This window comes from Levilinea saccharolytica (assembly GCF_001306035.1).
GTDB lineage: Bacteria > Chloroflexota > Anaerolineae > Anaerolineales > Anaerolineaceae > Levilinea > Levilinea saccharolytica.
Map to the genome: position 1 here is coordinate 59,858 of NZ_LGCM01000029.1, position 18,749 is coordinate 78,606.

The 18,749-nt window shown below is 58.2% G+C and carries 34 protein-coding genes; all 34 read right to left on the reverse strand.

From position 1 onward, the window contains the following. Positions 1–8: 8 nt before the first annotated feature. On the reverse strand, positions 9–1,481 hold the full coding sequence (gene yabN / locus ADN01_RS07825; protein WP_062418982.1) for a bifunctional methyltransferase/pyrophosphohydrolase YabN: 1,473 nt from the start codon (positions 1,479–1,481) through the stop codon (positions 9–11). A gap of 125 nt (positions 1,482–1,606) precedes the next feature. After that, entirely contained in the window at positions 1,607–2,002 is a 396-nt protein-coding gene (gene rpsI, locus ADN01_RS07830) for a 30S ribosomal protein S9 (RefSeq protein WP_062418983.1), read from the reverse strand. Positions 2,003–2,015: 13 nt separating this feature from the next. Next, on the reverse strand, positions 2,016–2,447 hold the full coding sequence (rplM, locus tag ADN01_RS07835; protein WP_062418984.1) for a 50S ribosomal protein L13: 432 nt from the start codon (positions 2,445–2,447) through the stop codon (positions 2,016–2,018). 23 nt (positions 2,448–2,470) lie between these two features. Then, positions 2,471–3,229, reverse strand: coding sequence for a tRNA pseudouridine(38-40) synthase TruA (gene truA / locus ADN01_RS07840; protein WP_062418985.1), 759 nt, complete (start codon positions 3,227–3,229; stop codon positions 2,471–2,473). A gap of 28 nt (positions 3,230–3,257) precedes the next feature. After that, positions 3,258–3,635: a 50S ribosomal protein L17 gene (rplQ, locus tag ADN01_RS07845; protein ID WP_062418986.1), complete on the reverse strand. Its 378-nt coding sequence runs from the start codon at positions 3,633–3,635 to the stop codon at positions 3,258–3,260. A gap of 6 nt (positions 3,636–3,641) precedes the next feature. After that, the gene (locus tag ADN01_RS07850) at positions 3,642–4,592 is read right to left on the reverse strand and encodes a DNA-directed RNA polymerase subunit alpha (RefSeq protein ID WP_062418987.1); all 951 of its coding nucleotides are present in this window, start codon (positions 4,590–4,592) and stop codon (positions 3,642–3,644) included. Positions 4,593–4,664: 72 nt separating this feature from the next. Beyond that, positions 4,665–5,303 carry a 30S ribosomal protein S4 gene (rpsD, locus tag ADN01_RS07855; RefSeq protein WP_062418988.1) on the reverse strand — a complete coding sequence of 213 codons (639 nt, stop codon included), beginning with the start codon at positions 5,301–5,303 and terminating at the stop codon, positions 4,665–4,667. Between the two features lie 18 nt (positions 5,304–5,321). Further along, positions 5,322–5,726, reverse strand: a complete 405-nt coding sequence (gene rpsK / locus ADN01_RS07860) for a 30S ribosomal protein S11 (RefSeq protein ID WP_062418989.1) — start codon at positions 5,724–5,726, stop codon at positions 5,322–5,324. Between the two features lie 127 nt (positions 5,727–5,853). Beyond that, entirely contained in the window at positions 5,854–6,240 is a 387-nt protein-coding gene (rpsM, locus tag ADN01_RS07865; RefSeq protein ID WP_062418990.1) for a 30S ribosomal protein S13, read from the reverse strand. Positions 6,241–6,249: 9 nt separating this feature from the next. Continuing rightward, the gene (gene rpmJ / locus ADN01_RS07870; RefSeq protein ID WP_075071052.1) at positions 6,250–6,363 is read right to left on the reverse strand and encodes a 50S ribosomal protein L36; all 114 of its coding nucleotides are present in this window, start codon (positions 6,361–6,363) and stop codon (positions 6,250–6,252) included. A 48-nt stretch (positions 6,364–6,411) separates the two neighbouring features. Then, on the reverse strand, positions 6,412–7,239 hold the full coding sequence (map, locus tag ADN01_RS07875) for a type I methionyl aminopeptidase (protein ID WP_062418991.1): 828 nt from the start codon (positions 7,237–7,239) through the stop codon (positions 6,412–6,414). 9 nt (positions 7,240–7,248) lie between these two features. Further along, positions 7,249–7,905 (reverse strand): adenylate kinase, encoded by a 657-nt coding sequence (locus ADN01_RS07880; RefSeq protein ID WP_062418992.1) that lies wholly within the window; start codon positions 7,903–7,905, stop codon positions 7,249–7,251. 4 nt (positions 7,906–7,909) lie between these two features. Beyond that, the gene (gene secY / locus ADN01_RS07885; protein ID WP_062418993.1) at positions 7,910–9,250 is read right to left on the reverse strand and encodes a preprotein translocase subunit SecY; all 1,341 of its coding nucleotides are present in this window, start codon (positions 9,248–9,250) and stop codon (positions 7,910–7,912) included. Positions 9,251–9,279: 29 nt separating this feature from the next. After that, a complete protein-coding gene (rplO, locus tag ADN01_RS07890) occupies positions 9,280–9,732 on the reverse strand; it encodes a 50S ribosomal protein L15 (protein ID WP_062418994.1) in 453 nt (150 codons plus the stop codon). Further along, entirely contained in the window at positions 9,729–9,935 is a 207-nt protein-coding gene (rpmD, locus tag ADN01_RS07895; protein ID WP_062418995.1) for a 50S ribosomal protein L30, read from the reverse strand. The genes rplO and rpmD overlap by 4 nt, the downstream gene beginning before the upstream one ends. Further along, complete coding sequence (rpsE, locus tag ADN01_RS07900; protein WP_062419016.1) at positions 9,928–10,452, reverse strand: 30S ribosomal protein S5; 525 nt, start codon at positions 10,450–10,452, stop codon at positions 9,928–9,930. The genes rpmD and rpsE overlap by 8 nt, the downstream gene beginning before the upstream one ends. Before the next feature lie 38 nt (positions 10,453–10,490). Beyond that, positions 10,491–10,856: a 50S ribosomal protein L18 gene (gene rplR, locus ADN01_RS07905; RefSeq protein WP_062418996.1), complete on the reverse strand. Its 366-nt coding sequence runs from the start codon at positions 10,854–10,856 to the stop codon at positions 10,491–10,493. 13 nt (positions 10,857–10,869) lie between these two features. After that, the gene (rplF, locus tag ADN01_RS07910) at positions 10,870–11,421 is read right to left on the reverse strand and encodes a 50S ribosomal protein L6 (RefSeq protein WP_062418997.1); all 552 of its coding nucleotides are present in this window, start codon (positions 11,419–11,421) and stop codon (positions 10,870–10,872) included. Between the two features lie 25 nt (positions 11,422–11,446). Beyond that, entirely contained in the window at positions 11,447–11,863 is a 417-nt protein-coding gene (gene rpsH, locus ADN01_RS07915) for a 30S ribosomal protein S8 (protein ID WP_062418998.1), read from the reverse strand. A 19-nt stretch (positions 11,864–11,882) separates the two neighbouring features. After that, entirely contained in the window at positions 11,883–12,065 is a 183-nt protein-coding gene (locus ADN01_RS07920; protein ID WP_075071053.1) for a type Z 30S ribosomal protein S14, read from the reverse strand. A 1-nt stretch (position 12,066) separates the two neighbouring features. Next, positions 12,067–12,609 (reverse strand): 50S ribosomal protein L5, encoded by a 543-nt coding sequence (rplE, locus tag ADN01_RS07925; RefSeq protein WP_062418999.1) that lies wholly within the window; start codon positions 12,607–12,609, stop codon positions 12,067–12,069. A 21-nt stretch (positions 12,610–12,630) separates the two neighbouring features. Beyond that, positions 12,631–12,963: a 50S ribosomal protein L24 gene (rplX, locus tag ADN01_RS07930; protein ID WP_062419000.1), complete on the reverse strand. Its 333-nt coding sequence runs from the start codon at positions 12,961–12,963 to the stop codon at positions 12,631–12,633. Between the two features lie 25 nt (positions 12,964–12,988). Further along, a complete protein-coding gene (gene rplN, locus ADN01_RS07935; protein WP_062419001.1) occupies positions 12,989–13,360 on the reverse strand; it encodes a 50S ribosomal protein L14 in 372 nt (123 codons plus the stop codon). A gap of 3 nt (positions 13,361–13,363) precedes the next feature. After that, the gene (gene rpsQ / locus ADN01_RS07940; protein ID WP_062419002.1) at positions 13,364–13,633 is read right to left on the reverse strand and encodes a 30S ribosomal protein S17; all 270 of its coding nucleotides are present in this window, start codon (positions 13,631–13,633) and stop codon (positions 13,364–13,366) included. After that, a complete protein-coding gene (gene rpmC, locus ADN01_RS07945; protein WP_062419003.1) occupies positions 13,630–13,842 on the reverse strand; it encodes a 50S ribosomal protein L29 in 213 nt (70 codons plus the stop codon). Before rpmC ends, rpsQ begins: the two co-directional genes overlap by 4 nt. Continuing rightward, the gene (gene rplP / locus ADN01_RS07950; protein WP_062419004.1) at positions 13,829–14,266 is read right to left on the reverse strand and encodes a 50S ribosomal protein L16; all 438 of its coding nucleotides are present in this window, start codon (positions 14,264–14,266) and stop codon (positions 13,829–13,831) included. The genes rpmC and rplP overlap by 14 nt, the downstream gene beginning before the upstream one ends. Positions 14,267–14,311: 45 nt before the next feature. Further along, a complete protein-coding gene (rpsC, locus tag ADN01_RS07955) occupies positions 14,312–14,989 on the reverse strand; it encodes a 30S ribosomal protein S3 (RefSeq protein ID WP_062419005.1) in 678 nt (225 codons plus the stop codon). Between the two features lie 62 nt (positions 14,990–15,051). Then, the gene (gene rplV / locus ADN01_RS07960) at positions 15,052–15,393 is read right to left on the reverse strand and encodes a 50S ribosomal protein L22 (RefSeq protein WP_062419006.1); all 342 of its coding nucleotides are present in this window, start codon (positions 15,391–15,393) and stop codon (positions 15,052–15,054) included. Between the two features lie 3 nt (positions 15,394–15,396). After that, on the reverse strand, positions 15,397–15,672 hold the full coding sequence (gene rpsS / locus ADN01_RS07965; protein WP_062419007.1) for a 30S ribosomal protein S19: 276 nt from the start codon (positions 15,670–15,672) through the stop codon (positions 15,397–15,399). A 39-nt stretch (positions 15,673–15,711) separates the two neighbouring features. After that, entirely contained in the window at positions 15,712–16,551 is an 840-nt protein-coding gene (rplB, locus tag ADN01_RS07970) for a 50S ribosomal protein L2 (RefSeq protein ID WP_062419008.1), read from the reverse strand. Continuing rightward, entirely contained in the window at positions 16,551–16,853 is a 303-nt protein-coding gene (rplW, locus tag ADN01_RS07975; RefSeq protein ID WP_062419009.1) for a 50S ribosomal protein L23, read from the reverse strand. Before rplW ends, rplB begins: the two co-directional genes overlap by 1 nt. 13 nt (positions 16,854–16,866) lie before the next feature. Further along, the gene (rplD, locus tag ADN01_RS07980; protein WP_236690993.1) at positions 16,867–17,472 is read right to left on the reverse strand and encodes a 50S ribosomal protein L4; all 606 of its coding nucleotides are present in this window, start codon (positions 17,470–17,472) and stop codon (positions 16,867–16,869) included. A 68-nt stretch (positions 17,473–17,540) separates the two neighbouring features. Beyond that, positions 17,541–18,170, reverse strand: coding sequence for a 50S ribosomal protein L3 (gene rplC, locus ADN01_RS07985; protein ID WP_062419011.1), 630 nt, complete (start codon positions 18,168–18,170; stop codon positions 17,541–17,543). Positions 18,171–18,438: 268 nt separating this feature from the next. Then, on the reverse strand, positions 18,439–18,747 hold the full coding sequence (gene rpsJ, locus ADN01_RS07990; protein ID WP_062419012.1) for a 30S ribosomal protein S10: 309 nt from the start codon (positions 18,745–18,747) through the stop codon (positions 18,439–18,441). Between the last annotated feature and the right edge of the window lie 2 nt (positions 18,748–18,749).

Consider the following 18,749-nt stretch of genomic DNA (forward strand, 5'->3'; position numbering starts at 1 on the left):
GCCCGCCGTCATTCCAGGCGCTTGGCCTCATCCCACCAGGCGTCCATCTCCGCCAGGGTCATCTCAGCCAGAGAGCGCCCAGCTTCGCGTGCCCGCTTTTCAATGTGCGCAAAACGCTGCCGGAAACGGCGGTTGGTTTGCCGCAGGGCATTTTCGGGGTCCACCTTGTACCAGCGCGCCAGATTCACCACCGCAAAGAGCAGATCCCCCAACTCCCCTTCGCGCTCCTCTTCCGGCGCGTTCAGCACCTCTTCCAGCTCCTCGCGCACCTTGGCCACCACGGGGTCAATCGTTTCCCAATCAAAGCCCACCCGCGCCGCGCGATCTTGAATCTCGTGCGCCAAATTTAAGCCTGGCAAGGCCTGGGGCAGTCCGTCCAGCAGGCCCTTGGTTTCGGCGGTGCCGTTGGCGGCCCGCTCGGCCTCTTTGATCTTCTCCCAATTGCTCAGCACCTCGCCCACCCCCTCCACAGCGGTTTCACCGAACACATGCGGATGGCGGCGAATGATCTTTTCGGAAATGCTGCGAATCACCTCAGCCATGCTGAATTCGCCGTACTCGCTGCCAATTTGCGCATGCAGCACAATCTGCAGCAGCAGATCGCCGAATTCCTCACACATCTCTTGAGGGTCATCGTTGTCAATGGCTTCCAAAGTCTCATAGGTCTCTTGCAGCAGGTGCGACCGCAGAGTCTGGTGGGTCTGCTTTTGATCCCAGGGGCAGCCGTCTGGCGCGCGCAGGCGGGCGATGATATCCTGAAAGCCCTCAAAACTGGTATTCGCTTCCAGCGGCGGCACATACAGCGAGGTCAGCAGGCCCACATAGGCGCTGCGGTCAATCTCGTACAGGGGCAAATCTTCCACCTTTTGGCGCGGGCTGCCCGCCGCGTGCACCAGCCGCACCGGGTGCGTATCGGGGTACACCGCGCTCAGGGTCAGCTTCACCTCCGCCGCCACCTGGCGCGAATAAATCTGCGCCACCAGGGCCGGGGTGTCGGGCGGGAAACCGGGCATGTGCGCCGGGCCCAATTCCAAAGCGTCCACCAGGGCCAGCCGCGGGTAAGGATCCAGCTCCAAGGCCGTGAAGGTCGGTTCCAAAAAGCTCACCCCTTCCACCACGCGCACTTCCAGGCCCTGCTCACGGGCGCGCCGCGCGATCTCTGGGCTGGTGGCCTCGGCCACGTAAGGGTGCCCCGGCACAGCGTAAGTCACGCCGCCCGGCTGTTGGCCCAAGCGCAGCACCGCTTCCACAATGCCCGCGTACACCTGTTCAAAGGCCTCACCCTGGTCGTAGAGATCGTCAAAGGAAACCACCTCCAGCCCTTCCGGGAAGCCCGCCACGGTGGGATGGTGGCGCGTGCGCACATACACCCGCGGGATCTGGCACAGCCAATCCCACGCTTCGCGCGTCAGCAGGTTGGCCTCGCCTGGGCCTAACCCCACAATGACAATCCCGCCGTTTTGCATCCAGCTTTGATCCATGTCTCCTCCGCGCACATCCTGCCCCATCGGATCTTTTTGAGATGAGGGCTATAAACAAAACCATGCGTTTCGGCAGACGAGAATCTGCCGAAACGCACGTGAAATTCCGGAAACAAACCGGAGATCTAACGCTTGGTGTAGGTCGGGGCCTTGCGGGCGCGCTTGAGACCTGGCTTCTTGCGTTCCTTGATGCGCGGGTCGCGCGTCAGGAAACCGCCCTTGCGCATGGCAGAGGAAAGCTCAGGGTTCATCTTCAGCAGCGCACGGGCCAAACCCAGCTTCACCGAATCGGTCTGGCCAGTCACCCCACCGCCCATCACCTTCACGGTGATGTCGCAGGTGGCGCGGTCCATCCCAGCAGCAACCATGGGGCCTAAGATCGATTCAATGTCGCCCATGCGGGTGAAATATTCTTCCACGGTCTTATCGTTGACCGTGAACACACCCGACCCGCTCATCACACGCACACGCGCCGAGCTTTCTTTGCGGCGGCCAATGCCCTCAAAATACTGAACGGTCATCTCTACAACTCCTTTACGCAACCGGCTTAGGGTTCTGGGCCTGGTGAGGATGCTCACTTCCGCCGTACACTTTTAACCGCTTGATAATGTGGCGGCCAAACTTATTGTGCGGCAGCATCCCCCACACGGCGCGGCGAATCACCCGGTCGGGATACTTCGCCAGCATATCCCGCAGCGAAGTGGTGGTTAACCCGCCGGGATAGCCAGAGTGCCTGTGATAATTCTTGGTCGTCAAACGTTTCGGGGTCAGCCCCAGCGCGCTGGCGTTCACAACCACCACAAAGTCGCCCATATCCACGCCAGGCGTGAAGGTCGGCTTGTGTTTTCCCATCAGATACATCGCAATCGTCGTCGCTAAACGGCCCAGTCCCTGTCCGCTGGCATCCACCAGCAGCCATTCCTGTTCCGCCGCGCCCTTAATGACGTAGGTCTTTTCCACAGTCATCCTCTCCAAACATACAAGGATCTTCACGCAATCCAGTCATCTTGCTTCGTGTCATACTCTACCCGGGTCAGCACCAGCCCTTGCGCTGGGGCCAATCCAGGGGTCTGCGGCTGAGCTTGAGTGACGGCCTGGCCCAGGTTCTCCAGCGAGAGTCGTCCCCCGCCGGCCTGCACCAGCAAAAACACCGTCCGGCGCACCATGTGATACAAAAAGGCGTTGGCCCTAATCTCAAACAGCAGACCCCCAGGCTGGCGCACCCAATCTGCCTGAAAGACCCTTCGCACGGTGCTGCCTCCGGTCCGGGGCGGGGTTCCGAACGCAGCGAAATCATGGGTCCCTATCAGCAGATCAGCAGCGGCCTGCAGCCGGTTCAGATCCACTTCCGGCCAAACTCTCCAGGCGTATCGTTCCCGCAAGGGATCGCGCAGCGCCTCACAAAAAATGTGATATTGGTAGGTGCGGGAGCGGGCATCATAACGCGGGTGAAAATCGTCCCGCGCCGTGCTCGCCGCCCTTGCCGCCACATCCTTCGGAAGCTTTGCGTTCAGCGCCCGGCATAATGCCTGAGGGTCGTGGCCCCAGTCCAGGTCAAAAGCGATCACCTGTCCCGAAGCGTGTACCCCGGTGTCCGTCCGTCCGGCTGCCAGCAGGGTATCCTGCTGCCATCCCAGCTCGCGAAGTGCTTTTTCCACTTCAAGCTGAACCGTACGGACTTCTCCCTGGCGCTGAAAGCCTAAAAAGCCTGTGCCGTCGTAAGCAAGAGTAACTTGGTAACGTGCCATTCCAACCCAATCTTACGATTTGGCCGGATTATTCCTCAACCAATTCAATCAGGACCATCTCAGCCGCATCACCCAGGCGAGGGACCAGACGATAAATGCGGGTGTACCCGCCGGGACGCTTCGCAAAGCGCGGTCCGATATCGTCAAACAATTTCTTAACCACTTCGGGATTCGCCAGGCGCGCAGCTGCCAGACGGCGGGCGTTCACCTTGCCCATCTCATCGGCTTTTTCTGCGTTCCGCGCCAGCGTGATCATCTTTTCCGCTTCCCCGCGAATGGCCATAGCCTTGGCCCGCGTGGTGCGAATGCGCTCGTGCGTGAACAACTGGCAAATCAGGTTCCGCCGCAAGCTGTTGCGCTGATCTTTATCTCGGCTTAATTTATAACCAGCAACGTGATGTCGCATGTCTGCTTACTCCGTCTTTTCTTCCGTGGGCAAAAAGCCCTTTTCTTGCATCTTCTGGCGCAGCTCGTCCAGGCTCTTCTCGCCAAAGTTGCGGATGGACATGACTGCCTCATCGCCCTTTTCGAGAAGTTCAAGCACATCGCCCACCGTGGTGATGCCCGTCCGCTTCAGCGAATTGAACACGCGCACGGAAAGGTCCAGGTTTTCAATGGGCGTCTCTGCCGCCTCGCTCGTCAACCGGCTGCCCGTGGTTTCCTTCTCCGGGCTAATCACCAGCGTTTCCTCGCTAATGCCAGAGATGAAGCGCAAATGATCAATCAATATTTTCGAGGCTTTGCCCAGGGCTTTTTCCGGAGCAATCGTGCCATCTGTCCAGATCTCCAGGGTCAAACGGTCGTAGTTCGTGCTCTGCCCCACGCGCGCATTGCTCATCACATTCCAGGAAACACGTTTCACCGGGCTGTAGATGGCATCCACCGGCAGTTCGCCAATCGGAAGGCGGTTGCTGCGCTCATTGGCGGGGGAATATCCCCGGCCGCGCTCCACCACAAAGTCAATTTCCAGGTTCGTGCTGGCGCTGTCCACAGTGAACAGGTACAGGTCTGGATTGACAATTTCCACTTCCGGCGGCGTCTGAATATCGGCAGCCGTCACCACGCCCTCGCCGCGCACTTCCAGGTGAAGGTGCGCCGAGTCCACATCGTGGAGCATCATGCGCAGCTGCTTGATTTGCAGCATCACCTGAATCACGTCCTCGCGCACACCCGGGATGTCGCTGAACTCATGCAGCACATCCGTGATGCGCACAGAGGTCACCGCCGCCCCCTCCAGAGAGGAGAGCAGCACTCGCCGCAGCGCGTTCCCAAGGGTTACGCCATACCCACGCTCAAGCGGGGTAATGACAAATTTGCCGTAATTCCTGGCCTCAGCCTCACGCTCCACTTTGGGAGTTACCATATTACTCAAAGCAATCACTTTACACCTCTTTCCGGATGCACCCTGTGTTACCGCGCCCCGGACTAATGGCGTTTAGCGCGAGTAGTACTCAACAATCAACTGCTCGTTGAGATTCCCGTCAATTTCGGAACGTTCAGGAATACGTAAAACCCGCCCGCTCAGCGACTTCAGGTCGCGATCCAGCCACAAGGCGCAATTGCGCTTGGCAGCCAGATCCGGCAGCTCTTTGAAATACACCAGGCCGCGGGAGCTTTCGCGCACCGTGATGATATCGCCCGCTTTCATCAGCATCGAGGGGATATCCGCGCGGATATTGTTCACCATGAAATGCCCGTGGTTGACCAGTTGGCGCGCCTGCGAGCGGCTTTCAGCGAAGCCCATGCGGTACACCACATTGTCCAACCGGGTTTCCAGGGTGTGCAGCAGGTTCAAACCCGTCAAACCCTTGGTACGAATAGCCACGCTGAAGTAGCGGCGGAACTGGCGTTCCAACACGCCGTACACCCGGCGGGCTTTCTGTTTCGCGCGCAGCTGGCGCGAATAGTCACTCACACGGTCGCCGCGCGCCATGCGCGCCTTGCCGTGTTCTCCAGGGGCATAGGCCCGCTTATCAAACCCACATTTGGGAGAAAAGCAGCGCTCGCCCTTGAGGAAAAGTTTTTCACCTTCTCGCCGGCATAGTTTGCACACCGGCCCAGTATACCTAGCCATAACAGCTCCTTCTAATGATTACACGCGGCGTTTCTTCGGCGGCCGGCAGCCGTTGTGCGGCACCGGTGTGATGTCGGAAATGGAGCGCACTTTCACGCCCATCGACTGCACAGCACGAATAGCAGATTCACGACCCGGGCCAGGCCCCTTGACAATCAAATCCACTTCCTGGATCCCCATCGACTGGGCGACCTTAATCGCCTGTTCCGCAGCCAAACGCGCCGCAAACGGCGTGCTCTTGCGCGAGCCTTTGAAACCGGCCGAGCCAGAGCTGCCCCAGCAAACCGTGTTCCCTTGCGGGTCGGTGATGGTGATGATCGTGTTATTGAACGAAGCGAAAACATGCACCTGCCCGTAAGACAGGGTTCGCTTCACCTTGCGCGCAGCTGTCGTGCGGCGCGTTGAACGTACATTTTGAGCCATAGTTCCTCGCTATTAACCTCTCAACTTCGAAGTTCAGCCCAATCCGACTGCTGGGTGGTTCACAGGCCGGGCAGCCGCGGGTTAGAAGGAAACCCTCCCGGCCAGGTCCACACCCGCAGGTTTTGGTCTACTTCTTCGCAGCTCCACGGCGGCGGCCGCGACCGGCCACGGTCTTCTTGGGACCCTTGCACGTGCGAGCATTGGTGCGGGAGCGCTGCCCACGGGTGGGCAGATTGCGGCGGTGACGCAGGCCGCGGTAGCAGCCAATTTCAATCAACCGCTTAATGTTCATCTGAACTTCGCGGCGAAGGTCACCTTCCACTTTATAATTTTTCGATACGAATTCGCGCAAAAGCGACGCATCGGTTTCCGAAATATCCTTCACACGGATGTCCGGGTTCACCTGCGTGGCAGCCAAAATGGACTTCGCGCGCGTCGGTCCAATGCCAAAAATATAGGTCAGCGCCGTTTCAATGCGCTTATTGCGGGGTAAATCAACGCCTTCAATTCTCATAGCTTAAACCTACCCTTGTCGCTGCTTATGCTTGGGGTTATCACAAATGATGTACAAAATGCCGCGTCGTTTGACGATCTTGCACTTGGCACAACGTTTGCGAATAGAAGGTGATACTCTCATTCGAAACTCCTTCAAAATAATTGCCAGGACTAATCCGCAAAGCCTAGATTATACCGAAGAATGCGGGATGTGTCCAGTTATTTGGCCCGGTGCACGCCCATCCGGAAGCAAAGTCAAGATCACCGGTCCCTGCTCCGTCACCGCCACACTGTGTTCAAAATGCGCTGTCAGCGAGCCGTCCGCCGAAACCACAGTCCATTCATCCGCCAGCGTCTTGGTCAGCGCGGTGCCCACCAGGAGCATCGGCTCCAATGCGATGGTCATCCCCGCGCGCAGCGGCATGCCGCGGCCAGGCGTGCCGTAATTCGGCACCTGCGGCCCCTCATGCATACGCCGCCCCACACCGTGCCCGGTGTATTCACGCGTCACAAAAAAACCGCGCGACTCAGCGTATTCCTGCACCGCCGCCGATACATCCCCAACCCGGTTCCCGATCACCATCTTGGCGATTCCAACATACAGCGCCATTTCGGTGACCTCCAGCAGCCGCTGGGTTTCAGGAGAGACTTCTCCCACCCCCGCAGTGAAGGCCGAATCGCCCACGTACCCTTCAAACACCGTTCCGCAGTCCACTGAGACAATATCGCCTTCTTTCAGCTTGCGTTTCTTGCTCGGTATCCCGTGCACCAGTTCTTCGTTCACGCTCACGGTGGTGCTGGCCGGGTAGGGGTAAGGCCCCGGGTAATTCTTGAACGGGGAATACACACCGTACTTCTTCATTACTTCTTCTGCTGCCGCGTTCAGATCCGCCGTCGTCACCCCAGGCCGCAGGATTGCATGCGCGGCAGCCAACGCTTCGGCGTTGATCCGACCGGCGGTGCGCATCTTTTCCAGCTCTTCCGGGGTTTTCAGGTTAATCTGACGATCCCAAACCATTTCGTTCGCCTACAGTTCCTTCCCGAAAGCCGCTAACAGCGTCTTCGAAACCTCGTCAATCGGCCGAGTCCCGTCCACATCCATCAGCAGCCCTTTCTCTCGGTAAAAGGCAATCAAGGGAGCGGTTTGCTCCATATACACGCGGATGCGCCGTTCCACCGTTTCGGATTTGTCGTCGTCACGCTGATACAGCTCCGAGCCGTCCACATCGCACACCCCCGCCTTTTGGGGCGGGTTGAACACCTGGTGATACACATGGCCTTCAGCCCGGCACGTCCAGCGCCCGCTCAAGCGTTGAATCAGCTCTTCGGCAGGCACGGCGATATACGGAACCGCATCCACTTTCCCACCCGTCTTGGCCAGCATGTCTGCCAGGGCCTGCGCCTGGGCAGGGGTGCGCGGAAAACCGTCTAACAAGGCTCCCTGCGCGCAGTCTGGGCGGCTCAAGCGTTCCTCGATCATGGCAATTGTCACATCATCCGGAACCAGCTCACCGCGGCTCATAAACGTCTGCGCCAGCTTGCCTAGCTCAGTTTGCGCCTTCAGATTCTCGCGGAAGATATCGCCCGAAGAAATGTGCGCCAATTCCAAAGCCTTCGACAGCACCGCAGCCTGCGTACCCTTACCGGCCCCAGGAGGCCCCAGCAGAACAATATACTTCGCCATTGTACTAGCCCTTAATCAAGCCTTCGTCATAACCGTGCAGTTTCAGCTCGGTTTCGATAATCGTGAAGGTATCGCGAACCACGCCCACCACGATCAGCAACCCCGCCGAAGAGAGCAGGAACAAGCCAGCCTGCGCCCCAACGGGCATCACATAGCTCAACAAATAGGGCATCACCGCCACCAAACCCAGGAACAAAGCGCCCGGCAGCGTAATGCGGCGCTGCACTTTGGTCAAATACTTCTGGGTCGGGCCGCCCCGCACCACACCAGGGATCTGAGCGCCCTGACGTTTCAGATTTTCACCGTAGTTCTGCTGCGCGAACAAAACATCCGTGTAGAAGAAGGTGAAAGCCACCACCATCACGAAATACAGCAGAGAATACCACGGGCTTTGCGCCCCAAAGGTGCGGTAAACACCCAGGGCAAAGTTGCGCACCCATTCCGTCTCGGCGCCGGTAAAGTAGCTGGCCACAATCGCCGGGAAGGTCATAATCGACTGCGCAAAGATCAGCGGGATCATACCCGCCATGTTCACCATCAAGGGCAGGCTGCTGCGCACCGGCATCGACATCCGCGCGCCCATGCGCCGCCCAGGGAAGAGCACCGGCACATTCCGGCGGCCCTGCTGCACAAACACAATCGCCAGGATGGTCAGCACCAGAATGGCCAGGATAATCAACAGCATCCACCAACCGCGCTGAGCATCGCTCAAAATACCGGCCAGGTTCGAAGGAATCTGCGAGACGATACCCGCAAAGATGATCAGCGACAGACCCTGGTTGGGAATACCGTATTCCGAAATCAATTGGCCCAACCAGATGGCGAACATGGTCCCGGCGATCATCACCAACAACACGGTCACGGTCGGGAGCAGGTTCGCCCCGGTGAAACCAAAGTTGGTGATCACAGCCTGCCCGCTGCTGAGCGAGTTGAAGATGTTGATCTGGCCCACCGCCGAGAGCAGCGCCATCGGCACTGTGGCGATCATGGTCCATTTCTCCATCCACTTCTGCCCTTCGCGGGGGTTTTCTTTCATCCGGCGCTCAAGGGCTGGGATGATCGGGATGAGCAGCTGCAGAATAATCTGAGCCGTGATGTAAGGATACACACCCATCGCCAGCACCGAGAAGCGAGCCACCGTACCGCCCGAAAGCAGGTTCAGCAGCGCAATCAGGTTGCCAGCGGCGTCGGTGCGCTGAGACAGGGCCGCGAGCACGGCCGTATCAATTCCGGGGACCGGAATGTGCGTGGCCACACGGTACAGGGCCAGCAGTCCCAACGTCACCAACAACTTCTTTCGGATGTCTTCCGATTTCCACAAGTAGCGCCAAGCGGAACGCTTCATATGTGGGTCTCCTTTAGTGGGTTGACCGCTTAGGCAACGATTTCCACACTGCCGCCGGCAGACTCAATTTTCTCGCGGGCGCCTTTGGTCACGCGCTGCACGCGCACCTTCAACGCCACATTCAATTCACCGTTTCCCAAAATGACCACCGGGTTCTTGGCCTTGCGCAGCATGTTCTCCGCCGCCAAAACTTCCCGCGTCACTTCCGTGCCTGCCTCAAAGCGAGCCAACTGCTCCAGGCTGACTTCGTTATATTCCACCTGATTCGGCGGGGTAAAGCCTTCACCGCGGATGAACGGCAGGCGGCGGTAGAAGGGCAAATTACCGCCCTGGCGGTACAGGTGGCCGCCCTCGCCCGAGCGAGAACCCTGACCCTTGGTACCGCGGCCAGCGGTCTTGCCCTGCCCAGCGCCCAAACCCCGACCCACACGCTTACGGTCTTTTTTCGCGCCTTCGTTTGGCTGCAAATCGTTCAGTTTCATCGTTCTACCTGCTCTTCAATTTCAATCAAATGGCTGATCTTCGCCAGCATCCCGCGCATCGTCGGCGTATCGTCATGCTCCACCGTCTGATGCAGCCGGCGCAGACCCAAAGCCTTCAACGTGGCCTTGTGGCGCACGGAATAACCGATCCCGCTTTTCACCAGCGTGATCCGAATCTTCTTGGGTTGGCTGTTCTCAGGCATTCTTCCTCCGCTCCCAGAACGGCAGCAGCTCATGCACGGGTTTCCCGCGGCGCGCCGCCTCTTCTTCGGGGGATTTCAACTGTTCCAGCGCCAGGAAGGTGGCCTTGACCACATTCAACACATTGGCACTGCCCAGCGATTTGGTCAGGATGTCGCGCACGCCCGCAGCTTCCAACACGGCGCGCACGCCGCCCGCCGCGATCACGCCCGTACCAGGCGAAGCCGGTTTCAACAGAACCCGTGCCCCTGCCAGACGGCCGACCACTTCGTGCGGGATGGTGGTACCCATCACAAACACCTTGCGCATGTCTTTGCGCGCGCGTTCCGTCGCCTTACGCATGGCGTCCGGCACAGCGTTCGCTTTCCCAACACCCATGCCCACCTTGCCATTATTGTCGCCAATAATGACGGTCACACGGAACTGGAAGCGACGCCCACCCTTCACCACTTTGGCCACGCGGGCAATTTCTACCACGCGCTCATCGTACTGCTCTTCTAAGGGTTGATATTCCGTCATATCCATAGTTTTAGGCCCTCATCTTCCTTTCGCTCGCCCTAGAATTCCAGGCCAGCTTCCCGGGCACCGTCAGCCAGGGCTTTGACACGGCCAATGTAGCGGAAACCACCCCGGTCAAACACCACCTTGGTGATCCCCTTGTCCTTGGCGCGCTGCGCCACCAACTGGCCAACCATCCGAGCCTGTTCCGATTTCTTCAGGCCAACGATTTTGTCGCGCAGGCCGGTGTCAATGCTGGAGGCAGCTGCCAATGTCAGCCCCGCCTGATCATCAATCACCTGAGCATAAATCTCAGCCGTACTGCGGAACACATTCAAACGAGGGCAGTCCGGCGTCCCGGAAATTTGCTTCCGAACGCGCTCATGCCGTCGGATACGAGATTCTTTGCGAGTCAGTTTCGCCATAAGCCATCACCTACTATTTCTTGCCTTTACCGGCTTTACCGGCCTTGCGACGAATCCGCTCGCCCTGATAGCGGATGCCTTTGCCCTTATAGGGTTCCGGCGGGCGAATCTTGCGGATGTTCGCAGCAACCTGGCCGACCTGTTCGCGGTCATAACCATTGACCTTGACCTGCCGCGTCTTGGCATCTGCTTCAAAAGAGATCCCAGCCGGCGGTTCGACCACAACGGGGTGTGAATAACCCACATATAAAACCAGGTTAGTCCCATCCATCTCGGTGCGGTAACCCACACCATCCACTTCCAGAACCTTGGTGAAACCGGTGCTCACACCCGTCACCATATTCTGGAGCAAAGCACGCGTCGTCCCGTGCAGCGCGCGAATGCGGGCTTCTTCGGAGCTACGCTGAACCACCACCTGGGTGCCTTCCAACGTAATGCCGATTTCGGGGGAGAAAGCGCGCGCCAGGCTGCCTTTCGGCCCCTTCACGCTCACTTCGCCACCTTCCGCAATGGTAATCTGCACGCCGGCGGGTACGTCGATGGGTAATCGACCAATTCGTGACACAGTTATCCTCCTTGCTCCGCCAGGCCTACCAGACCTTGCACAGAATTTCGCCGCCAACTCCCAGCTGACGCGCCCGCTGTCCGGTCATCACGCCCTTCGGAGTGGACAGGATAGCAATCCCCAAACCCGATAACACCCAGGGGATATCCTGTTTGTGCGTATAAACCCGCCGTCCAGGGCGGCTCACCCGCTCCAACCCGGTGATCACCGGGCGGCGCTGGCGGCGCTCTCCCACGTACTTCAACTTGACGCGCAGGGTGATATGAGACGGGCGGGTTTCATCCACTTTCGTCTCATAGCTCTCGATGAAGCCTTCTTCCTTCAAAATCCGGGCGATTTCCGCCTTAAGGCTCGAAGAAGGCATCGCAACTTCGCTTCTACCGATTAACAACGCGTTGCGCACACGTGTTAACATATCTCCAATCGGATCGTTCACGCTCATTCTCATTCCTCCGGGCTGACTACCAGGATGACTTCACTACGCCGGGTATTTGCCCCTTCAGAGCCAGCTCGCGAAAGCAAATGCGGCACAATCCAAAGCGACGCATGTAACCGCGCGGGCGACCGCACACACGGCAGCGGTTGCGCACCTGGACAGGGTATTCTCGCCGCATTTCACGGAACTTCATGCATTTCTTAGCCATATCAACCCTTCCTGAAAGGCATCCCAAGCAGTTGCAGCAACATCGCTGCCTGATCATCCGACGGCGCGTTGGTCACAATGGTAATTTCCATCCCGCGCAGCTTGTCAATCTTATCGTATTCAATTTCCGGGAAGATCAACTGCTCGCGCAGACCCAACGTGTAATTCCCACGACCGTCGAAAGCGTCCGCAGACACACCGCGGAAATCGCGCACGCGCGGCAGAGCAATATTCATCAAGCGGTCCAAGAAAGACCACATGCGCTCGCCTCGCAGCGTCACCTTCGCGCCAATCGCGCGACCTTCGCGCAGCTTGAAGTTCGCGATGCTCTTGCGCGCCTTTGTCACCACCGGCTTCTGACCGGTGATCGCGCTCAAGTCCGCCACAGCTGCATCCAACGCCTTCGGGTTATCCATCGCTTCACCCAGGCCAATATTCACCACCACTTTTTTGATCGCCGGAACCTGCATCACGTTCTCCAGGTTCAAAGCCTTCATCAAAGCAGGGGCTACTTCCGTTTTGTACTGTTCTTTCAGTCTGTTCATACCTTACGCTCCGAGGCAGGTCTACTCGTCGATCAGGCCGTTGCAGCGCTTGCAAATGCGCTGAACCTTCTCACCATCACGCGAAAGCCCAACCCGCGTGGCCTTATTGCACTTCGGGCAAACCAGCATCACATTCGAAATGTGGATCGGCGACTCAAAGCGCACCAGGCCGGGGTTCATGGTGCGGCCCTTGGCCTGCACCTGACGCTGGTGTTTCGTGCGCAGGTTCACACCCTGCACCACCACGCGCCCCGCATCCGGGTTCACTTTAATCACTTCCCCGCGCTTACCCTTATCCTCAGAGCGACCGCTGATCACTTCGATCTGATCACCCTTGCGAATCTTGACACTCATGGCATCGCTCCTGTTTTTCGCTCGCCTACAGCACTTCCGGCGCCAGCGAAACAATCTTCATAAAGCCTTTTTCACGCAGTTCGCGCGCCACCGGACCAAAAATACGGGTGCCTTTCGGATTCGCTCCGTCATTGTCCAGGATCACCGCCGCGTTATCATCGAACCGGATGGTAGAGCCATCCTCACGGCGCCATTCCTTCGCGCAGCGCACAATCACGGCCTTGACAATGTCACTCTTCTTCACAGAGCCTTGCGGGGCCGCCGATTTCACCGTCGCCACCACCACATCGCCAACGCGCCCATACCGCCGCACCGAGCCGCCCATAATATGGATTACCAGCAATTCGCGCGCTCCGGTGTTGTCGGCCACTGTCAGACGAGATTCTTGCTGAATCATGGCTTACGCTCCTTCACCGACGGTCTCGCCTTCACCGTGGCGCATGATGGATTCCACCACCCAGGTTTTCTCTTTCGAAAGCGGGCGGCTTTCCACAATTTGAACCTGATCTCCAACCTGGCAGTTGAGTTCATCGTGCGCCTTCACCCGCTTGGTCTCGTGCACCACCTTGCGGTACAGCGGATGGCGGAACGTGCGTTTGATCTCAACCACAACCGTCTTCATCATTTTGTTGCTTGTCACAACTCCAATCAAACGGCGGCGTTCGTTCATTTTTCACCTTCCTGCTTCTGCCCTTGCTCACGCTCGTGCAGAATGGTTTCATAGCGCGCAATCAAGCGCCGCGTCTGCTTCAGACGGCTGGTGTCGGTCAGCTGCCCGGTGACCACCTGAAACCGCAGGTTCATCAATTCCCGGCGCGTATCGTCCAGCTTCGTCTGCAACTCATTCGTCGATAAAAGCCGCATTTCACTCGTTTTCATTTTGTTCTCCTACCATGTCGCCCCGGGCAACCACTTTCGTCCGGATGGAGAACTTGTAGGCTGCCTGATGCAGAGCTTCCACGGCGATCGCCTGCGGCAGACCACCCAGCTCCAGCATAATCCGGCCCGGTTTCACAACCGCCACCCAATACTCCACGCCGCCCTTCCCTTTACCCATACGGGTTTCCGGGGGTTTCTGCGTATACGGATGGTCAGGGAAAATGCGGATCCACGCCTTACCGCGGCGACGCATCACCCGCACCAGCGCCCGGCGCGCAGCTTCGATCTGGCGGGCCGAAACCCAACCCGGCTCCAAAGCTTGCAAACCGAATTCGCCGAAGGTGACCTCCGCCCCGCGCAGCGCCTTACCGCGCATGCGGCCGCGCTGCTGTTTGCGGTATTTAACACGCTTTGGCATCAACATAATCGCTACCTCTTTCGTCTGTCTGGGTCAGAGCGCTGCCCAGGTTTATTCGCTGACGTACACACCCTCGGTGGCTTCCGCTTTCTCTTCCACCGTCGGCAGTACTTCACCCTTATAGATCCAGACCTTGATCCCGATCTGGCCGTACGTCGTCAATGCCTCCGCGCGCGAGAAATCCAAATCCGCACGCAGCGTCTGCAGCGGCACGCGCCCTTCGCGCAGCCAAACCGTCCGCGCCATTTCCGCACCGCTCAGGCGGCCCGAAACTGAAATCCGGATGCCCTCGGCGCCCTGGCGCATGGCCTGTTGAATGGCGCGCTTCATCGCCCGCCGGTAGCTCACACGCCGCTGAATCTGCCCGGCAATGTTCACCGCCACAAGGTAAGCGTCGGTATCGGGGTTCTTGATCTCTTTGATTTCCAGATCAATCTTCTTCCCGGTCAGCGCTTCCAAATCCTGGCGGATTTTCTTCACCGTGTCGCCCTTGCGGCCGATCAAAATGCCCGGTTTCGCGGTGTGAACGATCACCTTCACCTTGCCAGGGAAGCGTTCCACTTCCACCAGCGAAACGCCAGCCCGGTCGGTTTGGGAATGGATCAGCTTGCGGATCTGAATATCCTGGTGCAGTTGATCGGTGTATTCGTCGCCTTCGGCGTACCACCGCCCTTCCCAGGGCCGGTTAATGTTCAGACGAAAACCGATTGGATGTACTTTTCGACCCATAGTAACTCCTGGTGTGTCTCTTTCCGTCCCGGCCCTTTCCCCTGCCCAGACGGACCATTGTTCTACTCGCGTTCCCGCAAAATCACGGTGATGTGCGAATTCCGCCGTAAAATCGGCTTGAAGCGTCCGCGAGCGCCAAAGCGGCGCCATTTCCGCGTCGGGGCCTCATCCGCGGTGATTTTGTACACGTACAAATCATCCCGGTTCAGGCCAAAATTCTCCTCCGCGTTCGCCACTGCCGAAGCCAACAACTTGCCCACGTGGCGCGCAGCCACTTTGGGGGTGAACTTCAGCAGGTTCAACGCGTCCACAGCCGCTTTCCCGCGCACCATATCAATCACCAGGCGGGCTTTTTGGGCCGAAACGCCGCAATTGCTCAATTTCGCAATAACATCTGAGGCCATGGCTTATTTCCTCGAGGATTTCTCTGCTACGTGACCACGGAAATGGCGCGTAGGAGCAAATTCACCCAGGCGGTGTCCCACCATATTCTCAGTGACATAGATCGGCACATGCCGCCGACCATCGTGCACCGCAATGGTGTGCCCGACCATCTGTGGGAAGATCACACTCGCACGGCTCCAGGTGCGCAGCACCTTCTTCTCGCCCCGAGTGTTCATCGCTTCAATCTTCTTCAGAAGCTTTGGTTCAATAAACGGTACTTTCTTTAACGAACGTGACATCTTTTTCGTCCTCTCTTACCAGATCAGCGCCCTGGTATCCTACCGGCCACTGTTCGCATTGCGGCGGCGAACGATGTATTGGTTCGTCCGCTTGTTGCGGCGGGTCTTGTAACCCAGGGTGGGTTTACCCCACGGAGTCTTGGGACCAGGCATACCCACAGGTTGGCGGCCTTCACCACCCCCATGCGGATGATCGCGCGGGGACATCGCCGTACCGCGCACCGTGGGGCGAATGCCCATATGGCGCTTGCGGCCCGCTTTCCCCAGCTTGATATTGCTGTGGTCCAGGTTACCCACCTGGCCGATGGTGGCGTAGCAGGTCTGACGCACCAGGCGAACCTCACCCGAGGGCAAGCGCACCTGCGCGTAATCACCTTCCTTCGCCAGCAGCTGGGCTGCCGCGCCCGCCGCACGCACCATCTGCGCACCGCGGCCTTCGGCCAACTCAATGCTGTGGATCAGGGTACCCACCGGAATGCTGGAGATCGGCATGCTGTTGCCGGGGCGGATATCCGCCGTGCGGCTGGTGACCACCGTATCGCCAACTTTCAAACCCACCGGCGCCAGAATGTAGCGTTTTTCGCCGTCGGCATACACCAACAGCGCCAGGCGCGCCGTGCGGTTCGGATCGTATTCAATCGCCGAAACTTTCGCGGGGATCTCGCGCTTGTTGCGCTTGAAATCCACCAGGCGGATGAATTGGCGGCTGCCGCCGCCCTGATGCCGCACCGTCACACGGCCGTGCGCATTGCGGCCTGCATGCTTCTTGCGCACCACAATCAACGAACGCTCGGGGCGGGTTTTGGTAATCTCTTCGAACGAATAGCCCGTCATGTTGCGCAGGCTAGGCGTAATTGGTTTATAAATCTTGACGGCCATTACTCTACCCCTTCAAAGAACGGAATGCGATCCTCTGCTGCCAGAGTCACGATCGCCTTCTTGTAACCGGAGTGACGTACAGCCACACGCCGACTGCGCGCCCGCCGCGAGCGTTTCGCCGGGGCGTTAATGATGTTCACGCGCAGCACTTTCACATCAAACAGCTCTTCAACCGCCTCTTTCACCATCGTGCGGGTGGCATCACCCATCACTTCAAATGCATACTGGTGAAGTTTGCTCATCTGGTGGTTCGACTTCTCGGTCACCAGCGGACGGCGGAGAATATCGTAAATAGTAGCCATTTCTTACTCCTACCTATCCCAGGTTGTTCGAAATCGTATCCAGGCTGGCCAACGGCAGAATCAACTTTTCGTATTTCAGCAGATCCCGGATATTGAGGTAATTCGCCAGCAAAATCTTCGCATCCGGCAGGTTGTTCGTCGAGCGAACCACACCCTCAAAGCTTTCCTTCTGCGGAATGACGATCAAAGCCTTGGCATCCCCCACCAGCACGTTCAGGGCTTTCGCCATCAAGCGCGTCTTCGGTTCAGCCAGTTCCAGCTTATCTACCACCACAATATTCGCCTCAGCAGCCTTCACCGACAAGGCCGACCGCAGCGCCGCCCGCCGCATTTTCAACGGCATGGCCTGCGCGTAGCTGCGCGGGTGCGGGGTGTGAATCCGGCCGCCGCCTTTCCAGTGGGCCGCTCGGATTGAACCCTGGCGCGCGCGCCCGGTCCCTTTTTGACGCCACGGCTTCCGTCCACCGCCCGATACTTCACCGCGAACTTTGGTCTGGTGCGTTCCAAGTCGGGCGTTGGCCATTTGGCGGACAAATGCCTGATGCATCAAGTCTACAAAAATCTCGGCGTTAAAGATCGCCTCCGGCAGTTCTGCCGTGCCGACCTTCTTGCCTTCCATGTTGAAGACGTCTACTACCATAGTCTCTAGCTCCCTTTTCGGCTAGGAACAGTTGGCGCTTGCGCAGCCTACTGTTTCCGCGCCTCCTTTATCATCACCAGACCACCGCGCGGGCCAGGAATAGCCCCACGCACACCCAGCAGGTTGCGTTCTTCGTCCACGAAGACGACCTTCAGATTCTGGACTGTGACGCGGTCATCGCCCATATGACCGGGTCCACGCGAACCTTTATACACACGACCTGGGGTTGTACCCGAGCCGCGAGAGCCCGGTGCACGGTGCCGGTCCGACTGACCATGAGTCTTGGGACCACCAGCGAAATGATAGCGCTTTACACCACCCTGGAAGCCTCGGCCTTTGCTTGTGCCGATCACGTCCACCATATCGCCCATGGCGAATAGGCTGACTTTTACTTCATCACCTTCATTAACTTGGGGGTCTTTAGATCGGAATTCCCGCAGGAAGCGCAGCGGAGCCAGGTTATTCTTTTTCAGATGACCTTTCTCCCCACCCGTCAGTCGTTTGGGTTTGACTTCGTCAAAACCCAACTGCACGGCGGAGTACCCGTCTTTCTCGGGCGTGCGCACCTGGGTAACGTAACATGGCCCAGCTTCAACGAGAGTGACAGGAATAGCCAAGCCAGTCTCATCGAAAATCTGGGTCATGCCGATTTTCTTACCTAAAATGCCCTTGAACATCTCGGTTTTTCTCCTTTTAGATTGATTTGCACAGAGACTGTCAACCTGGGCATGGTTGCATCATCTCTCAACAATGTAGTCAGCGGTCCGCTGCGTCACTCCGCGTTTTGTCTCGTGCGCCCACAAGACCGCTCTTGCATTGCTGCTGTTCGGCGATCACGCCAAACCAGCCAATTATAGTACAACCCCGGCTTTTTGACCAGGGTAAGGGCAGCAAATGTTTGGCTTCATTTGCTGCCCATTTTCCCTATCCATGTACTGCCTAAAACTAAATCTTGATCTCGATGTCTACACCCGCGGGCAGATTGAGCCGCATCAGCATGTCAATCGTCTTCGAATCGGGATCCAGCACATCGATCAGACGGTTGTGCGTGCGAATTTCAAAATGCTCGTGCGAGTCCTTGTCGATAAACGTTGAGCGTCGAACGGTGAACCGCTCAATTTTGGTCGGCAGCGGGACAGGCCCGACTACATGAGCACCACTGCGCTCGGCCGTGTCGACAATCCGTTTAGCGGACTGATCTAATACACGGTGGTCGTATGCCTTAAGGCGAATGCGAATACGTTGTTTGGCCATAC

Bases quoted from the DNA above. Each gene is read 5' to 3' on its own strand.
- rplR (WP_062418996.1), bottom strand. From the start codon at position 10,856: ATGGCGAAACTGACTCGCAAAGAATCTCGTATCCGACGGCATGAGCGC.
- rplP (WP_062419004.1), bottom strand. From the start codon at position 14,266: ATGTTGATGCCAAAGCGTGTTAAATACCGCAAACAGCAGCGCGGCCGC.
- rpsJ (WP_062419012.1), bottom strand. From the start codon at position 18,747: ATGGCCAAACAACGTATTCGCATTCGCCTTAAGGCATACGACCACCGT.
- rpsE (WP_062419016.1), bottom strand. From the start codon at position 10,452: ATGACGGAATATCAACCCTTAGAAGAGCAGTACGATGAGCGCGTGGTA.
- rpmC (WP_062419003.1), bottom strand. From the start codon at position 13,842: ATGAAAACGAGTGAAATGCGGCTTTTATCGACGAATGAGTTGCAGACG.
- rplQ (WP_062418986.1), bottom strand. From the start codon at position 3,635: ATGCGACATCACGTTGCTGGTTATAAATTAAGCCGAGATAAAGATCAG.
- ADN01_RS07850 (WP_062418987.1), bottom strand. From the start codon at position 4,592: ATGGTAACTCCCAAAGTGGAGCGTGAGGCTGAGGCCAGGAATTACGGC.
- rpsQ (WP_062419002.1), bottom strand. From the start codon at position 13,633: ATGAACGAACGCCGCCGTTTGATTGGAGTTGTGACAAGCAACAAAATG.
- rplM (WP_062418984.1), bottom strand. From the start codon at position 2,447: ATGACTGTGGAAAAGACCTACGTCATTAAGGGCGCGGCGGAACAGGAA.
- secY (WP_062418993.1), bottom strand. From the start codon at position 9,250: ATGAAGCGTTCCGCTTGGCGCTACTTGTGGAAATCGGAAGACATCCGA.
- rpmD (WP_062418995.1), bottom strand. From the start codon at position 9,935: ATGCCTGAGAACAGCCAACCCAAGAAGATTCGGATCACGCTGGTGAAA.
- rpsM (WP_062418990.1), bottom strand. From the start codon at position 6,240: ATGAGAATTGAAGGCGTTGATTTACCCCGCAATAAGCGCATTGAAACG.
- map (WP_062418991.1), bottom strand. From the start codon at position 7,239: ATGGTTTGGGATCGTCAGATTAACCTGAAAACCCCGGAAGAGCTGGAA.
- ADN01_RS07920 (WP_075071053.1), bottom strand. From the start codon at position 12,065: ATGGCTAAGAAATGCATGAAGTTCCGTGAAATGCGGCGAGAATACCCT.
- rplE (WP_062418999.1), bottom strand. From the start codon at position 12,609: ATGAACAGACTGAAAGAACAGTACAAAACGGAAGTAGCCCCTGCTTTG.
- rpsD (WP_062418988.1), bottom strand. From the start codon at position 5,303: ATGGCTAGGTATACTGGGCCGGTGTGCAAACTATGCCGGCGAGAAGGT.
- rplD (WP_236690993.1), bottom strand. From the start codon at position 17,472: ATGGAAGGCAAGAAGGTCGGCACGGCAGAACTGCCGGAGGCGATCTTT.
- yabN (WP_062418982.1), bottom strand. From the start codon at position 1,481: ATGGATCAAAGCTGGATGCAAAACGGCGGGATTGTCATTGTGGGGTTA.
- rplW (WP_062419009.1), bottom strand. From the start codon at position 16,853: ATGGCTACTATTTACGATATTCTCCGCCGTCCGCTGGTGACCGAGAAG.
- rplB (WP_062419008.1), bottom strand. From the start codon at position 16,551: ATGGCCGTCAAGATTTATAAACCAATTACGCCTAGCCTGCGCAACATG.
- rpsK (WP_062418989.1), bottom strand. From the start codon at position 5,726: ATGGCTCAAAATGTACGTTCAACGCGCCGCACGACAGCTGCGCGCAAG.
- rplN (WP_062419001.1), bottom strand. From the start codon at position 13,360: ATGATTCAGCAAGAATCTCGTCTGACAGTGGCCGACAACACCGGAGCG.
- rpmJ (WP_075071052.1), bottom strand. From the start codon at position 6,363: ATGAGAGTATCACCTTCTATTCGCAAACGTTGTGCCAAGTGCAAGATC.
- rplX (WP_062419000.1), bottom strand. From the start codon at position 12,963: ATGAGTGTCAAGATTCGCAAGGGTGATCAGATCGAAGTGATCAGCGGT.
- rpsI (WP_062418983.1), bottom strand. From the start codon at position 2,002: ATGACCGTTCAGTATTTTGAGGGCATTGGCCGCCGCAAAGAAAGCTCG.
- rplO (WP_062418994.1), bottom strand. From the start codon at position 9,732: ATGAAACTGAACGATTTGCAGCCAAACGAAGGCGCGAAAAAAGACCGT.
- rpsS (WP_062419007.1), bottom strand. From the start codon at position 15,672: ATGTCACGTTCGTTAAAGAAAGTACCGTTTATTGAACCAAAGCTTCTG.
- rpsC (WP_062419005.1), bottom strand. From the start codon at position 14,989: ATGGGTCGAAAAGTACATCCAATCGGTTTTCGTCTGAACATTAACCGG.
- rplC (WP_062419011.1), bottom strand. From the start codon at position 18,170: ATGTTCAAGGGCATTTTAGGTAAGAAAATCGGCATGACCCAGATTTTC.
- rplV (WP_062419006.1), bottom strand. From the start codon at position 15,393: ATGGCCTCAGATGTTATTGCGAAATTGAGCAATTGCGGCGTTTCGGCC.
- truA (WP_062418985.1), bottom strand. From the start codon at position 3,229: ATGGCACGTTACCAAGTTACTCTTGCTTACGACGGCACAGGCTTTTTA.
- ADN01_RS07880 (WP_062418992.1), bottom strand. From the start codon at position 7,905: ATGGCGAAGTATATTGTTCTGCTGGGGCCTCCTGGGGCCGGTAAGGGT.
- rpsH (WP_062418998.1), bottom strand. From the start codon at position 11,863: ATGAGCGTGAACGATCCGATTGGAGATATGTTAACACGTGTGCGCAAC.